The organism is Haloarcula sp. H-hyl6, assembly GCF_056934455.1.
In genome coordinates this window covers 2,277,642-2,291,397 of record NZ_JBRIIK010000001.1, presented here as the reverse complement: position 1 = coordinate 2,291,397, position 13,756 = coordinate 2,277,642, and the positions used below count along the sequence as shown (strand labels likewise).

At 67.9% G+C, this 13,756-nt stretch carries 13 protein-coding genes; 8 read left to right on the top strand and 5 right to left on the bottom strand.

Annotated features, from left to right (window positions below; all coding sequences use genetic code 11):
- Positions 1–203 precede the first annotated feature (203 nt).
- The 3 genes from Hhyl6_RS11850 to Hhyl6_RS11840 are packed head-to-tail and all read left to right on the top strand — an operon-like array spanning position 204 to position 3,026.
- Entirely contained in the window at positions 204–1,490 is a 1,287-nt protein-coding gene (locus Hhyl6_RS11850) for an O-acetylhomoserine aminocarboxypropyltransferase/cysteine synthase family protein (RefSeq protein WP_483739397.1), read from the top strand.
- Positions 1,487–2,689 carry a homoserine O-acetyltransferase MetX gene (gene metX, locus Hhyl6_RS11845; RefSeq protein ID WP_483739396.1) on the top strand — a complete coding sequence of 401 codons (1,203 nt, stop codon included), beginning with the start codon at positions 1,487–1,489 and terminating at the stop codon, positions 2,687–2,689. Before Hhyl6_RS11850 ends, metX begins: the two co-directional genes overlap by 4 nt.
- Before the next feature lie 34 nt (positions 2,690–2,723).
- Positions 2,724–3,026, top strand: coding sequence for a DUF7130 family rubredoxin-like protein (locus Hhyl6_RS11840; protein WP_483739395.1), 303 nt, complete (start codon positions 2,724–2,726; stop codon positions 3,024–3,026).
- A gap of 22 nt (positions 3,027–3,048) precedes the next feature.
- On the opposite strand, the gene Hhyl6_RS11835 is transcribed toward Hhyl6_RS11840, so the two are convergent.
- Positions 3,049–3,606, bottom strand: coding sequence for a hypothetical protein (locus tag Hhyl6_RS11835; RefSeq protein ID WP_483739394.1), 558 nt, complete (start codon positions 3,604–3,606; stop codon positions 3,049–3,051).
- A 101-nt stretch (positions 3,607–3,707) separates the two neighbouring features.
- Here Hhyl6_RS11835 and Hhyl6_RS11830 point away from each other — a divergent pair, with 101 nt between their 5' ends.
- Both Hhyl6_RS11830 and Hhyl6_RS11825 read left to right on the top strand, forming a co-directional pair.
- Complete coding sequence (locus tag Hhyl6_RS11830) at positions 3,708–3,887, top strand: hypothetical protein (protein WP_483739393.1); 180 nt, start codon at positions 3,708–3,710, stop codon at positions 3,885–3,887.
- Between the two features lie 42 nt (positions 3,888–3,929).
- A complete protein-coding gene (locus tag Hhyl6_RS11825) occupies positions 3,930–4,808 on the top strand; it encodes a ketopantoate reductase family protein (protein WP_483739392.1) in 879 nt (292 codons plus the stop codon).
- A 342-nt stretch (positions 4,809–5,150) separates the two neighbouring features.
- Here the strand turns inward: Hhyl6_RS11825 and Hhyl6_RS11820 are convergent, their stop codons facing one another.
- Positions 5,151–6,017 carry a beta-keto acid cleavage family enzyme gene (locus Hhyl6_RS11820; protein WP_483739391.1) on the bottom strand — a complete coding sequence of 289 codons (867 nt, stop codon included), beginning with the start codon at positions 6,015–6,017 and terminating at the stop codon, positions 5,151–5,153.
- A 126-nt stretch (positions 6,018–6,143) separates the two neighbouring features.
- Between Hhyl6_RS11820 and Hhyl6_RS11815 the strand changes: the two genes are divergently transcribed.
- Both Hhyl6_RS11815 and Hhyl6_RS11810 read left to right on the top strand, forming a co-directional pair.
- Complete coding sequence (locus tag Hhyl6_RS11815) at positions 6,144–6,368, top strand: hypothetical protein (RefSeq protein WP_483739390.1); 225 nt, start codon at positions 6,144–6,146, stop codon at positions 6,366–6,368.
- On the top strand, positions 6,358–7,473 hold the full coding sequence (locus tag Hhyl6_RS11810) for a GNAT family N-acetyltransferase (RefSeq protein WP_483739389.1): 1,116 nt from the start codon (positions 6,358–6,360) through the stop codon (positions 7,471–7,473). The genes Hhyl6_RS11815 and Hhyl6_RS11810 overlap by 11 nt, the downstream gene beginning before the upstream one ends.
- Before the next feature lie 189 nt (positions 7,474–7,662).
- On the opposite strand, the gene Hhyl6_RS11805 is transcribed toward Hhyl6_RS11810, so the two are convergent.
- Positions 7,663–8,688, bottom strand: a complete 1,026-nt coding sequence (locus tag Hhyl6_RS11805; RefSeq protein ID WP_483739388.1) for a lysylphosphatidylglycerol synthase transmembrane domain-containing protein — start codon at positions 8,686–8,688, stop codon at positions 7,663–7,665.
- A 1-nt stretch (position 8,689) separates the two neighbouring features.
- A complete protein-coding gene (locus Hhyl6_RS11800) occupies positions 8,690–10,192 on the bottom strand; it encodes a sulfatase family protein (RefSeq protein WP_483739387.1) in 1,503 nt (500 codons plus the stop codon).
- Positions 10,193–10,383: 191 nt separating this feature from the next.
- Here Hhyl6_RS11800 and Hhyl6_RS11795 point away from each other — a divergent pair, with 191 nt between their 5' ends.
- Positions 10,384–12,369 (top strand): beta-galactosidase, encoded by a 1,986-nt coding sequence (locus tag Hhyl6_RS11795; RefSeq protein WP_483739386.1) that lies wholly within the window; start codon positions 10,384–10,386, stop codon positions 12,367–12,369.
- 563 nt (positions 12,370–12,932) lie between these two features.
- Here the strand turns inward: Hhyl6_RS11795 and Hhyl6_RS11790 are convergent.
- Positions 12,933–13,694 carry an IclR family transcriptional regulator gene (locus Hhyl6_RS11790; RefSeq protein WP_483739385.1) on the bottom strand — a complete coding sequence of 254 codons (762 nt, stop codon included), beginning with the start codon at positions 13,692–13,694 and terminating at the stop codon, positions 12,933–12,935.
- Between the last annotated feature and the right edge of the window lie 62 nt (positions 13,695–13,756).

The following is a 13,756-nucleotide window of genomic DNA, read 5'->3' as shown; positions in this document are numbered from 1 at the left end:
GTTAATGGTTCACCACGGTAGTCGGCCGTGTAGTTATCGGGTGGTCCCCTGTTGCGTGTGGCCGACTACCGGGTGCGTCACGCAGACCCTTCGCCGCTCGCTTCGCGACCGTTCCGCCCGCTCGAACGTGGTATCGAACCACACGGGGAGAGTTTTGCCGTAACTCGTGGTTATAGATGCGTGGAGATATATGCATACTGCACATGACCGACCGCTACGGATTCGGGACGAGATGCGTCCACGCCGGACAGGAGGAACCGGACCCGGCGACCGGGGCGCGCGCCCCGCCCATCTACCAGACGTCCTCGTACGTCTTCGAGGACGCGGAGACGGCCGCCGACCGCTACGCCCTGGAGGACGACGGGAACGTCTACTCGCGGTTCGACAACCCGACCGTTCGGACCCTCGAAAACAGACTGGCGTCGCTCGAGAACGCCGTCGACGCCGTCGCCACCGGGTCCGGGATGGCCGCGCTGGACGCCGGGACGACGGTCCTCGCGTCGGCCGGCGACAACGTCGTCTCGGCGTCGTCTATCTACGGCGGGACTCACTCCTATCTGGCCAACACCGCCGGCCGACGGGGCATCGAGGCGCGGTTCGTGGACACGCTGGACCCCGACGCCTACGCCGCGGCCATCGACGACGACACCGCCTACGTCCACTGCGAGACAATCGGGAACCCCTCGCTCGTCGTCCCGCCCCTCGAAGAGATAGCGGCGGTGGCCCACGACCACGGCGTCCCCCTGTTCGTGGACAACACGTTCGGGACGCCGGCGCTCTGTCGGCCGCTGGACCACGGTGCAGACGTCGTCTGGGAGTCCACGACGAAGTGGATTCACGGGTCCGGAACCACCGTCGGCGGCGTCCTCGCCGACGGCGGGTCCTTCCCGTGGGGCGAGTACCCCGAGAAGTACCCCGAGATGGGCGGCCAGAACCCGGCGTTCGACGCGAACTTCGCCGAGCGGTTCGGCGACCGGGCGTTCGCCGTCGCGGCCCGTCAGCGCGGCCTCCGTTCGCTCGGTGACGGCCAGAAACCGTTCGACGCGTGGGCGACCCTCCAGGGGAGCGAGACGCTCTCGCTCCGGATGGAACGGCACTGTTCGAACGCGTTGACCGTCGCCGAACACCTGCGGGACCACCCCGACGTGGCGTGGGTCACCTACCCCGGCCTCGAATCACACGAGACGCACGACCTCGCGACCGAGTACCTCGACGGCGGGTTCGGGGGCGTCGTCACCTTCGGCCTCGAAGGCGGCTACGACGCCAGCCGACGGTTCTGCGAGGAGACGGAGTTGGCGCAGTTCCTCGCGAACATCGGCGACGCGAAGACGCTGGTCATCCACCCCGCCTCGACCACGCACGCACAGTTGTCCGAGACAGAACAGCGCGAGAGCGGCGTCAGCCCGGACCTCCTCCGGATGAGCGTCGGCATCGAGGACCCGGCCGACATCGTCGCAGATATAGACGCCGCCATCGACCAAGCCACATGAGCGTCGAGTCACAGACCCTCTCGGTGGGCGAGTTCGAGTTCCAGTGCGGGGAGACGATTCCGGACCTCGAACTCGCCTACGAGACCTACGGCGAGTTCGAGGGCGACAACGCCGTCCTCGTCTGTCACGCTCTGACCGGGAGCGCCCACGTCGCCTCACGGGGGCGCTTCGAGGAGGGCGACCAGGCCTACGCGTGGTGGGACGACATCGTCGGCCCGGGCAAGGCCATCGACACCACGGAGTACTTCGTGGTCTGCGTGAACGTCCCGGGGTCCTGCTACGGGTCCTCGGGGCCGTCGAGTACCAACCCCGAAACCGGCGACCCGTGGGGGCCGGACTTCCCCCCCGTCACGGTCGCCGACTGGACGGACGCCCAGCGCCGACTGCTGGACGAACTGGGCATCCCCGCGCTCTACGCCGTCGTCGGCGGGAGCGTCGGGGGGATGAACGTCTTGGAGTGGGCCAAGCGCCACCCGGACCACGTCGAGAAGATAGTGCCCATCGCCGCCGCCGGCCGACTGGACCCGCAGTGTCTCGCGCTGGACGGCATCGCCCGCCGGGCCATCACGACGGACGAGAACTGGAACAACGGACACTACTACGACGGCGAACACCCCACCGAGGGACTGGCGCTGGCCCGCGAAATCGGCCACGTGATGTACTTCTCGAAGTCGAGCATGGAGCGTCGCTTCGGCCGTCGGGCCGCGACCCGGGAGGCCGAACGCGCGTTCCCCACGGACCCGGCCGGGCGCTTCTTCCCCTACCGGGACGTGGAGTCGTACCTCGATTACAACGCCTCGAAGTTCGTCGAGCGGTTCGACGCCAACAGCTACCTCTACCTGACGCGGGCGATGGACAACTACGACCTCTCCTCGGGGTTCGAGTCCGACGCCGACGCGCTGGCGGCCTTCGACGGCGAGGCGCTGGTGATGTCGTTCACCGGCGACTGGCACTTCACCACCCAGCAGTCGGAGGCGCTGGCCGACGCCCTGCGGGAGACGGACACCGGCGTCGCCCACCACGTCGTCGACTCGGACTACGGCCACGACGCCTTCCTCGTCGAACCGGACAGCGTCGGCCCGCCCCTCTCGGACTTCCTCGAAGCGGGACTCGACGGCAACGCCGTCTCGGACACGCAGGAGAGTCCGGAGGAATCGACGGATTTCGCGCCCGTCCACAATAGCCTCTTCTCGCGCTAGTCTTTAACACACTTCGGGACGACTGTCGACCTGCATGAGTGACATGTCCACAGGCTCCGAGAGCAACAAGGTCGCGTTCGGCCAGACGGTGTACGACGACGAGGGGAACGAAATCGGGACCATACGAGGGTTCGACGAGCACGGGTTCTACGTGACCGTCGAGGAGGGCATCGAGGCGCTCTCCAGCGAACACGTCTCCACCGGCAAGGCCGGCGAGGCGGAACTGATGTGGCGGTGCTGGGAGTGCGGCGAGATGGGGCAGATAGAGGACATCCCTGAGGAGTGTCCCTCCTGTGGCGCGCCGAAAGAGGAGATTTACTACTGGCAGGAGGACTGACGGGCGGCTCCGGTCGTCCGTCTCAGCACCGTTCGACGCGGTCCGCGGTCGCCGCGTCGAGTGTCGTTTGCACCGCCTCGACGTCCGGCACGGCGAAGCGGAGCGTCTCCTCGCGCCACTCGGCGATAGCGACGCCGTCGGCGTCTCTGACCACGAGATAGGCCACCTCGTCGGCCAGCGTCGCCACCGCGTCGAACGTCTCGCCGGTCAGCGGGACGGTGCCGGCGGTGTGGGCGTCGTCGACGGTCACCGCGGGGTTGCCCGAGAGCGTCTCCAGTTCGAAGCGCGGGCGGCCGGTGAGGGACGCGCGCCGCCCGACGTCGAGGTAGAGGAACGCGGTGTCGGGACGCCGCGGGGACGCGTCGAGTACCGCCGCGAGTACGTCCACCCTCGCGTCCGCGTCGTCCGCCCGCGGTCGTACTCGAAACCGCGGTTCGTCGTCGGGCCACGTCGGCGTCCCGGTGTCCAGTCCGGCCCGTTCCCACGCGCCGACGATGGCGTCGGTCAGGCGGTCGACGCCCACGGCTTCGATGGCCGCGACCACCTCCTCGGCGTCTGCCTCCGCGTCCGTCTCGTCCATGGTCTCGCTTCGGACTGGACGCTGTTGTGGCTGGTGGTTTCGCCCGTCTCCTTTGGCTTTCAAGTGGAACGTTTTTGAGCGGGTCCGGCGAAGCGGAGTCCATGGGAGTGCGCTCGTCGTCGGTTCTCACTGTCGTCTTGCTCGCCCTCGGCGGTCTCACGTGGCTCGCCCTCTCGGTGTACCCCTTCGACTACGGCGTCGTCGAGAGCCTCGCGCTCGCCGGGTGTTTCATCCTCGCCGGACTGGCGCAGTTCGTCCTCGACGACGGCATCATGGGCTGAGGTGCTGGAAGCCTTTTGTACGCGCCCGCCCTCCCGGCGCGTATGCACATCGCCGTCGTCGGCGCGGGCAGTCTCGGGAGCCTCCTCGGGGGTCTGCTCGCCCGCGACCACGACGTGACGCTGGTCGGTCGAGAGCCACACGTCGGCGCGGTGGCCCGCGACGGACTGGACGTCGTCGGCGTCGAGTCGTTCCACGCCGACGCCGCGGCACGCACCGACCCGCCAGCAAGCGCCGACCTCGCACTCGTCGCGGTCAAGAGCTACGACACGGCCGGGGCCGCCGCGGCGCTGGCTGACTGTTCGCTCTCCGCCTGCCTCTCGGTCCAGAACGGGATGGGCAACGAGGCGACGCTGGCTGAAACCCTCGACTGTCCGGTGCTGGCCGGTACCTGTACCTACGGCGCCCACCTCGTGGACCCGGGCCGCGTCGAGTTCACGGGCCGCGGCGAGGTGGTCTTGGGGCCGCGCGAGGGGGGCACGTCGGCGGCGGCCGACGAGGTGGGCGCGGCGTTCGACGCCGCCGGTATCGAGACGACGGTGGCGACGGACATGCCGACGCGCCTCTGGGAGAAGGTGGCCGTCAACGCGGCCGTCAACGCGGCGACGGCGCTGGCCCGCGTCGAGAACGGCGCGCTCGCGGACGGCCCGGGACACGAACTCGCCGTCGCCGCCGCCCGGGAGACGGCCCGCGTCGCCCGAGAGGTGGGCATCGACCTCGCGGACGAGCGTGTCGTCTCGCTCACCGAGCGGGTGGTTCGGGACACCGCCGCCAACCGCTCGTCGATGCTACAGGACGTCGAGGCGGACGAGCGGACGGAAATCGACGCCATCAACGGCTACGTCGTCGAGCACAGCGAGAGGCCGGTGCCGGTCAACGAGACGCTGACGCGGTTGGTGCGGACGTGGGAAACGGGCCGCTAGTCCACGCCAGGCCCATCGGCTACCGGCCTCGACGCGCTGGCGGGGTGGACCGAGTTAGCCGCCTGCTACCCCGACCTGACGGCGATATTAGACTCTTTGGCCCGGCCATCATCGGGTTCTCGTCGTCGTCCTCGAAGACAGGGAACAGGAGTCCCTTACCGCGCTCCGACGCACCCGCTGACCGTCCACGGTCCTTCGCCTCCGGCGGCGTCGACACGCCGACCGCGAGATTGTTCGCCGCGCTGGTGAGCGCCGTCACGGGAACCGGACAGACGTGGCTGTCGGGGCGCTGTATCAGGGCGTCGTCGTGTGGTTCCTCGCTCGGGCGGATTAAAAACGGCCTTAGTCGCCGTCGGCGGGCTGCTCGACCTGTTTCCGAGACATGCCGAGCATCTCGCGGGCCTCCTCGGGCGTCGCCACCTCTCGGTCGAGGCGCTCGATAATCTCGACGGTCCGACGGACGAGTTGCTGGTTGCTCCGTGCCGGTTCCCCGCGCCGGTAGTAGAGGTTGTCCTCCATCCCCACGCGGACGTGCCCGCCCAGCAGGACGGCCATCGTCGTCAGCGGCAGTTGGTGCGGGCCGATGGCGAGGACGTTGAACTCGGCCCCGTCCGGAACGTTGTCGACCATCGAGAGGAGCATCTGCGGGTTCGCGGGCGTGAACGACCCGCCGAAGATGAGGTTGACGTACGGGGGTTCCTCGACCAGTCCCTCGTCGACCAACCGTTTGACCTCCGCCAGTTGGCCGGAGTTGAACACCTCCAGTTCCGGTTTGATACCCTTGGCCTGCATCTCGACGGCGAGGCGTTCGATGTTGTTGCGGGTGTGGTTCGTGATGATGTGTTTGTCCCGCTTGAACGGCCCCAGGTCCAGCGAGGCCATCTCCGGCGGCGGGTCCGTCCTGATGCCCGCGACCCGCCGCTCGTAGGGACTCTGCCCGCCGGTCGTGTTCTGGATGATGACGTCGTCGCAGTGTTCGCGAATCGCGTCGTTCACCTCCTGCAACCGCGAGGCGTCGTTCTCGCCGTGCTCGTTCCGCCCGTGGACGTGGGCGATTGCGGCCCCCAGTTCCTCGCATTCGGCCACCTGCCGGGCGATTTCGTCCGGTTGCTCGGGCAAGTTCGGATTGGCGTCTTTCCCGTGGACTGCTCCGGTGGTGGCGACGGTGACGATGACTTTCTTCTGCCGGAGGTAGTCGTCGTATGGCACTGGTGAGAGTCACGTCGTCTGATACTTGGTTACGACACAGCTATCGGCCTCGGAAAGCCGGTAACGGAGCGCTATCGGCAGAACGGCCAGCATAACGAAACGAGACGGGGCTGACCGTTCGTGTCGATGGTCTGCCCACATCTCGACTACCGCGACGCCGACGGGGAGCACTCGTTCGACCACGACCGCCCCTACTGTGAGCTACAGCAGGCGTTCGTCTCGCCGATGGCGGCCGACCTGTGCAACGACCGCGCGCAGTTCCACCACGAGACCCACTGTGCCGTCTATCAGCGCCACCACCTCGACCCAGACCAGTTGGTTCCGGGACTGGACCTCACCGATGCCGACTGAGATGGCGGCCGTCGGCCGCACGCAGTCGAGCGACGGCTACACGATTCGGTGGTACCGGCCGGAGGACCGCGAGGGGTTCATGGCGCTACACGGCCGCATCTGGCCGGGCTTTCCCGACGGGTGGTTCGACTGGAAGTTCGCTGACAACCCCTACCTCCCCGAAGCACCCATCGTCGTCGCCGAACACGACGGGCAGATTGTCGGCGCCCGTCCGAACCTCGCGTTCCAGATGCGCGCGGGCGATACGTATCACACGGCGCTCCAGTCCTGTGACACGATGGTCCACGCCGACCACCGGCGACAGGGGCTGTTCAGTCGGATGAGCGAACGCCTGTTCGCCGACTACGCCGACGGCGACCCCGCGTTCACGTTCAACGTTCCGAACGAGAAGACGACGGCGGGACTGGCGAAACTGGGGTGTGAGATTGCCGGCGACCACACGACGTACTACCGGATACAGGACCCGGCGGCCTACGCGGGCGTCGGGAGTCCGGTCGTGGGGACGGTGGCAGAACGGGCCGCCGACGCCTATCTCCGAGCGCGGACGCGCCGCGGGACCGTGCCGCCGGAGGTGAGCGTCACCCGACACGCGGAGATACCGGCGTCGACGCTGGCCGCGCTCTACCGACGGCGTCCGCCGGCGGAGATACACGCCTATCGGGACGCCCAGTTCTTCGAGTACCGGTTCGGCAACCCGCGGTGGACGTACACGGCCTACACCGCCCGACTCGGCGGCCGACCAGTCGCCGGCGTCGTCACCGGGACGCGAGAGACCGACGCTGGGGATGTCACCAACGTCGCCGACGTGGTACCGCTGGTCGGCGACGCCGAACGTGACCGGGCGCTCCCGGCGCTGGTCGCTCGGGTCCTCGACGACCACGCGGACTCGGCCGTGGTCGCCGTCCGCGGCGAGTCGATACCGAGCGACGTCCTCGCGGCTTTCGGCTTCCACAGCGACCGGCGACTCCCCCTCCGGCCGCTGGCGACCCCGACGACGATGATAGTCTCCCCGATTCCGCCGGACGGCGACTGGCGCGTCGCGGGCCGGGACATCCGCGACCGAGAGAACTGGCGGCCCACGTTCGTCGAGCACAACACGGCGTGAGAATCCGCCTCCAAGTGACGGCGAACCAACCGTATCTGGGGGCGAAATAGTCAGCGTATCGGAGTGGTGCGTCTAAAACAGCCGTCTGCGTGTACAATATTTCACAGCGTTGTAACAAAATTCGATTCTCGGCCTACATTCGGGGAATCTGTGGTTCGAATTGCAGCTTTCAGTCGAACACTCGGACGACTAGTTCCGCTGGAGGACGTACAGCGCCGCGCCGCCGCCCAGCAGGAGGGCGAAGACGTAACTCGCGACCCGGTAGAGGATTGCGATGACAGTCGCGTCCGTCTGGCCGACGGCCGTCAGCGCCACGACGAGGACGACGAGCGCCGTCGAGACGGCGCCGGACCCGCCGGGCGAGGGAACCAGTCCGGCCAGCGTCGAGGCCGGGACGATGAAGAACACGAGCAACAGCGTCAGTTGCGCGCCGATGGCCTCGGCGACGAAGTACAGCGGCAGGGCGAAGAACACCCATCCGACGTACGAGAAGAACAGCGCCTTCACGAGCGCGCGGCGGTCACGGGCGATGCGCTGGAAGGCCTGTTCCGTCTCGTGCAGTCGCTCGCGCAGGCCGGCGAGGGTGACGCGGGGTGTCCGCTTGGTCAAGGGGGCCGCCACGTCGAGTAGCGCCCGCCCGAGTCGCTTCCGGAACCGCCAGCCGACGGCGGCGACGACGGGGACGCCCACCGAGAGGACGACCAGTCCGCCCGCGAGCGGTTCGATGGCCTCGGGGAGCGAACTCCCGTACAGCAGGGCCGCGAACCCGACGCCGGCGAAGGTGACGAACGGGAACAGGTTCAGCAGGTCCGCCGTGACGACGCTCGCGAGACTGTCCTGATAGCTCGCCTCGGTGTCCCGCGAGAGGACGTAGGCGATGAACGGTTCGCCGCCGGCCTGTCCCAGCGGCGTGACGTAGTTAGCGAACGTCGCGGCGTAGTAGGTGACGACGAGGCGCGAGAACCGCTCGTCGATGCCGGCGACGCCCAGCACTATCTGCCACGCCTTGCCCCACGCGGTGAGACAGAGCGCCGTCGAGAGGCAGGCAAGCGCCAGCCACCCCGGGTCGGCCCGAAGGAGTCCGGCGACGACGTCGGCCGTCCCGACGAAGTCCACGAGCAGGTAGACGACGACGCCCGCGACGGCGAACCCCAGCACTATCTGGGCGACTGTCCGCCGGTCGGCGAAGTCGAGGGCGGCGCTGTTCGAACTCACGTCAGTCGATGTACCCGAGGTCCTGCAGTCGGTCCTTGGTGTCGTCGTCCATCTCGTCCAGCACCTCGCCGTCGGCGCCGTCGGCCTCGTCGGGCCAGTCGGCGTCCACGTCCTCGACGAAGTCCCAGAGGGCGTCTTCGAGGTGGGTCGGTTCGTCCTCGGTGCCGACCAGATTCTCCGTCTCGCCGGGGTCGGCGGCCACGTCGTATGCCTCGTCGGGGATGCGCGTACAGTGGATGTACTTCTCCCCGGCGGTGCGGGCCGCGCCCATCCGGGAGTAGAAGCGCGACTGCTCGTCCAGTTCGATGCCCGCCGCCTGTGCCTTCCCCTCTAGCTGGCGCAACTCGACGACTGGTTGGTGGTACTCGACGAAGCCCACCTCCCCGCGCGGGACGCCGCCGACTTCGCCGGCGAACTCGCGGTAGTCGGCCGACAGCAGGGAGCGGGCCGACTGGAGGGACTCGCCGCGGCCCTCGGCACCGGCGGCGTCCAGAATCGTGTGGTAGACGTCGACGAGTTCCACCACCGTCTCCTCGTCCCGCCCCGGTTCGACGTCGGGGTGTTTGACCATCAGCGGAACGTTCACCAGCGGGTCGTAGATGCCGAACTCGTGGCCGTAGAGGCCGTGTTCGCCGAACAGTTCGCCGTGGTCGGCACAGACGACGACGGTGGTGTCCTCCCACTGGTCCGTCTCCTTGAGGTGCGAGAACAGGCGGTCCAGTTGGTCGTCGATGTGGGCCAGTTCCGCGTCGTAGAGGCCCTTGATGTCGGCCCACTCCTCGTCGTCGATGTCCCGGGCACCGCAGTTGTACTCCTTGGAGTTCTGGCACACCTCCGTCGAGTCGACGCCGGGCGCGAACTCCTCGGCGTACTCCTCGGGCGGGTGATAGGGGAGGTGGGCGTCCATCAGGTTGATGAACGCGAAGAAGTTCTCGCTCTCGTCGACGAAGTCGATGGTCTTGTCGATGACCTGCGGCGTCTTGGTGTCGCCGCCGCCACCCTCCGCGAGGTGTTCGTGAATCTTGTTGCCGACCTGTACCAGTCGGTCGGCCACCCCGCGCAGGGTGTCGTTGTCGTTCATCGTCTTCCAGAGGGTCGCCAGCGGCCCGGAGAGGAGTTCGCTGGGCATAATCTGGAAGAAGTTGTCGTGGTGGTCGAACCCGGCCGTGAGGTTCGTGTAACTCGTAATCCACGCGTTCGAGGAGTAACAGGCGGTGTCGTAGCCGGCGGCCGACAGCGACTCCGCGAGCGTCGTCGCGCCCTCCAGATAGGGGTCCTCCTGCGTGGCCTCGTGTTCGCTGGGGTAGAGGCCGGTGAACATCGAGGCGTGGACCGGCAGGGTCCACGGGGCCGGCGCGACGGCCTGTTCGAAGACGGCGGCTTCCTCGGCGAACTCGGCCAGCCGCGGCGTCGTCTCCATGTCGGGGTCGTAGACGGACAGTCGGTCCTTCCGCACCGTGTCCAGTACGACGAAAAGCACGTTCGACCCGTCCGTATCGGTCATACTGTGCCCATCACGGCGACGGGGTTAAAACGGTGTGATTTCCGTTGGCGACGATGGGGACGGCGGACGGAACTGCCGACGAGATGGGGATATAGCCCCTCTATCGGACGTATTCGCGCCCCAGGCGAACGCACGACGACGCCGCGTTGCCGTGGGCAAGACGTATATCGCGCCGCCACGGCGGAGGGGATATGACACTCGGAGTCTGCTACTTCCCCGAGCACTGGCCCAGCGAGCGGTGGGCGAGAGACGTCGAACAGATGGCCGACGCGGGACTGGAGTACGTCCGCATGGCCGAGTTCTCGTGGGGGCGCGTCGAACCCGAACGCGGCGAGTTCGACTTCGACTGGCTGGACGAGGCCATCGAACTCGTCGGCGACCACGACATGGAGGCGGTGCTGTGTACGCCGACGGCGACGCCGCCGAAGTGGCTGGTCGACGACTACCCCGACGTGCGGCAGGCCGACGCCGACGGTACGCCCCGCGAGTGGGGGAGTCGTCGGTTCACCTGCTTCAACTCGCCGACCTACCGCGATGAGACGGAGCGAATCGTCCGGAAAGTCACCGAACGGTACGCCGACGACCCGCACGTCGCCGGGTGGCAGGCCGACAACGAGTACGGCTGTCACCACACGGTGCGGTGTTACTGCGAGGACTGCGCGGCGGCGTTTCGGGAGTGGCTCGAATCGAAGTACGGCGACGTCGAGGCGCTCAACGATGCGTGGGGCACGACGTTCTGGAGCCAGCAGTACCCCGACTTCGCGTCGGTGGACCCGCCGGGTCCGACGCCGGCCGAACACCACCCGTCGCGCCTGCTGGACTACTATCGGTTCGCCAACGACAGCGTCGCCGAGTACAACCGACTGCACGCCGACCTGATACGCGAGGCCAACGACGACTGGTTCGTCACGCACAACTTCATGGGCGACTTCCAGACGCTGGACGCCTACTCGCTGGCCGACGACCTCGACTTCCTCGGGTGGGACTCCTACCCCACCGGGTTCGTGCAGGACCGCCAACCGGGGACGCCGACGGCCGACGAACTGCGCGCCGGCGACCCGGACGAGGTGGGCCTGAACCACGACATCTACCGCGGCCCCGAGACGCCGTTCTGGGTGCTCGAACAGCAACCCTGCGACGTGAACTGGCCGCCCCACGCCCCCCAGCCCGGGGAGGGGGCGATGCGCCTGTGGGCCCACCACGCCGTCGCCCACGGCGCGGACGCGGTGCTGTACTTCCGCTGGCGGCGCTGTCTGGAGGGCCAAGAGCAGTACCACGCGGGTCTCCGAAAGCAGAACGGGAGCCCGGACCGAGGGTACCACGACGCCGCCGCGACGGCCCCGGAACTGTTCGACCTCGACCCGGTCGACGCGCCCGTCGCCCTGCTCCACGACTACGAGAGTCTCTGGGCCACCGAGACGCAACCGCACTCCCCGGACTGGCACTACTGGTCGCACCTCCGGGCGTACTACGACGCGCTCCGGGCGCGCGGCGTGCAGGTCGACGTCGTGCCCCCGTCGACCGACCTCGACGGCTACGCGGCCGCCGTCGCGCCGACGCTGTACCTCGCAGACGAGGCCCTCGCCACCCACCTCACCGCGTTCGTCGAGGACGGTGGCAACCTCCTGCTCGGCGCTCGTACCGGCGAGAAGGACCCGCACAACCGACTGCACGACTCGCTCGCCCCCGGGCCGCTCGCGGGCCTCGCCGGCGGCCGCGTCGCACGCCACGAGAGCCTCCCCGACCGTCTCGACACGCGCGTCGCGTACCGCGGCGAAACGTACGACTTCCGGACGTGGGCCGGGTGGCTCGACCCAGACGCCGCCGAGTCGCGCGGACGCTATCGGAGCGGCGAAGCGGCCGGTGAACCCGCGGTTCTCCACAACGACGTCGGCGACGGCGTCGTCACGACCGTCGGGTGCTGGCCCGGCGACGCCCTCGCGGGCGCGCTCGTCGGCGACCTGCTCGCGGCCGCGGACGTCGCCCACACGACGCCGTTTCCCGACGGCGTCCGGGTCGCAGAGCGGGACGGCTACACGTGGGTCACGAACTTCACGAGCGACACGCGCTCCCTCGACGTGCCGACCGACGCCGAGTTCCTCGTCGGGGACGCGTCCGTCGGGGCCTTCGACGTCGCGGTCGTCGGGGCACCGGTCACCGAGGTCGGGCTGGAATAACAGTATGTTTAGTTACAGTTCCAGAGAAATATTGTATTCCTGTTACGAAAGCGAGTGCGGCCCCGATTCGAACCGTGTGGGCCAGTAGGGGCGGGAACGTCGCTGTTTCGGCATGGACACCGTCGAAACGAAGGCCGTCGGGGTTCGAATGTCGTCGTCGACCGGCAGTCGAGAATCGGAACGGTGGGGGAACGCTGTGGCTGGTTGTCCGGTGGGGTGGCGCGTGGCGACCGAAGTGTCGAACACCTATGGTTTGGGAAGAATAGTAGTAGAACTTCTTACTGTACAGCAGATATGACACGACTGCCGGTCCGAGCCGGGCCGGCCCGACTGGCTGTTCCGTGTCCGTCACGTCGTTCACGATGTGAGAACGAACGGTCCGAAGGGCTACTGGCGATGAGTATAACGTGAGTACGTGTGTTACATATAGTTCGACGCGTCCGTTTTCCCCTCGCGTCGGCCGGAGCGTCCGGTTCTCGGCCGACGGTGGCTGGTCGCTGGGGGCGAGTCGATGCGAGTGACTATTGTTAGCACGCCCATCGCGTTCTCGCATCGTGAACGGATTACTGCGAGAGGAGTTCGTTCTCGATGGACTTCGCGGCGCTGGTGACGAGGCCCGTCACGTCCTCTTCGAGGCGTTTCCCGGACATGTGCTGGATGTTGCCGGTGACGCTGACGGCGGCGACGGGTTCGCCGTCGCTGCCGACGACGGGCGAGGCGACGCACTGGTGGCCGCGCACGAACTCTTCGCGGTCGAAGGCGACTCGCTGGTCGCGGATAGAGCGCAGTTCTCGCTCCAGTTCCCGGCGGTCCGTGATGGTCTTGTCCGTGTGCGCGGGGAGGCCGACGCTGTCGAGGATGTTCGCTCGCTTCTCCGCGGAGAAGAAGGCCAGAATCGCCTTCCCGCCGGCGGTGGCGTGTAGCGGTGCCACGTCCCCTTCGGTGACTACGCCGTCGAGGTCCACGCTCTCCGGTTCGACCCGGAGGGCGTACACGCCGCGGCCGTTCTCGTGGGCCATGAAGTTCGTCACGTGACCCGTCGTCTCGGCGAGGTCGTTGACCACGTTGCTCGCCGGACCGAGGGGCAGGCGCTCTCTGGCCCGGTTCCCGAGGCTCAGGAAGCGGTTGCTGAGGTAGTAGTCGTCGCCCTCGCGGACGAGGTAGCCGATGTCGGTCAGCGTCTGGACGTGCTTGTGGACGGCGCTCTTCGAGAGGTCCACGGCGCGGGCGAGTTCGCTCACGCCGGCGCCGCGGTTGTCCCGCACCGCCTCGATGATGCGGAAACTCGTCTGGGTCGTCTTGACCCGGGGGGCGTCGTCGTTCATGACTCGTGGTTGGACCGGGCGGTACAAAAATCGTTCGCACATCGTGAACGGGTGGTCGGCGT

Excerpts from the sequence above, each read along its gene's own strand:
- Hhyl6_RS11850 (WP_483739397.1), top strand. The coding sequence starts at position 204 with ATGACCGACCGCTACGGATTCGGGACGAGATGCGTCCACGCCGGACAG.
- metX (WP_483739396.1), top strand. The coding sequence starts at position 1,487 with ATGAGCGTCGAGTCACAGACCCTCTCGGTGGGCGAGTTCGAGTTCCAG.
- Hhyl6_RS11840 (WP_483739395.1), top strand. The coding sequence starts at position 2,724 with ATGAGTGACATGTCCACAGGCTCCGAGAGCAACAAGGTCGCGTTCGGC.
- Hhyl6_RS11835 (WP_483739394.1), bottom strand. The coding sequence starts at position 3,606 with ATGGACGAGACGGACGCGGAGGCAGACGCCGAGGAGGTGGTCGCGGCC.
- Hhyl6_RS11830 (WP_483739393.1), top strand. The coding sequence starts at position 3,708 with ATGGGAGTGCGCTCGTCGTCGGTTCTCACTGTCGTCTTGCTCGCCCTC.
- Hhyl6_RS11825 (WP_483739392.1), top strand. The coding sequence starts at position 3,930 with ATGCACATCGCCGTCGTCGGCGCGGGCAGTCTCGGGAGCCTCCTCGGG.
- Hhyl6_RS11815 (WP_483739390.1), top strand. The coding sequence starts at position 6,144 with ATGGTCTGCCCACATCTCGACTACCGCGACGCCGACGGGGAGCACTCG.
- Hhyl6_RS11810 (WP_483739389.1), top strand. The coding sequence starts at position 6,358 with ATGCCGACTGAGATGGCGGCCGTCGGCCGCACGCAGTCGAGCGACGGC.
- Hhyl6_RS11800 (WP_483739387.1), bottom strand. The coding sequence starts at position 10,192 with ATGACCGATACGGACGGGTCGAACGTGCTTTTCGTCGTACTGGACACG.
- Hhyl6_RS11795 (WP_483739386.1), top strand. The coding sequence starts at position 10,384 with ATGACACTCGGAGTCTGCTACTTCCCCGAGCACTGGCCCAGCGAGCGG.
- Hhyl6_RS11790 (WP_483739385.1), bottom strand. The coding sequence starts at position 13,694 with ATGAACGACGACGCCCCCCGGGTCAAGACGACCCAGACGAGTTTCCGC.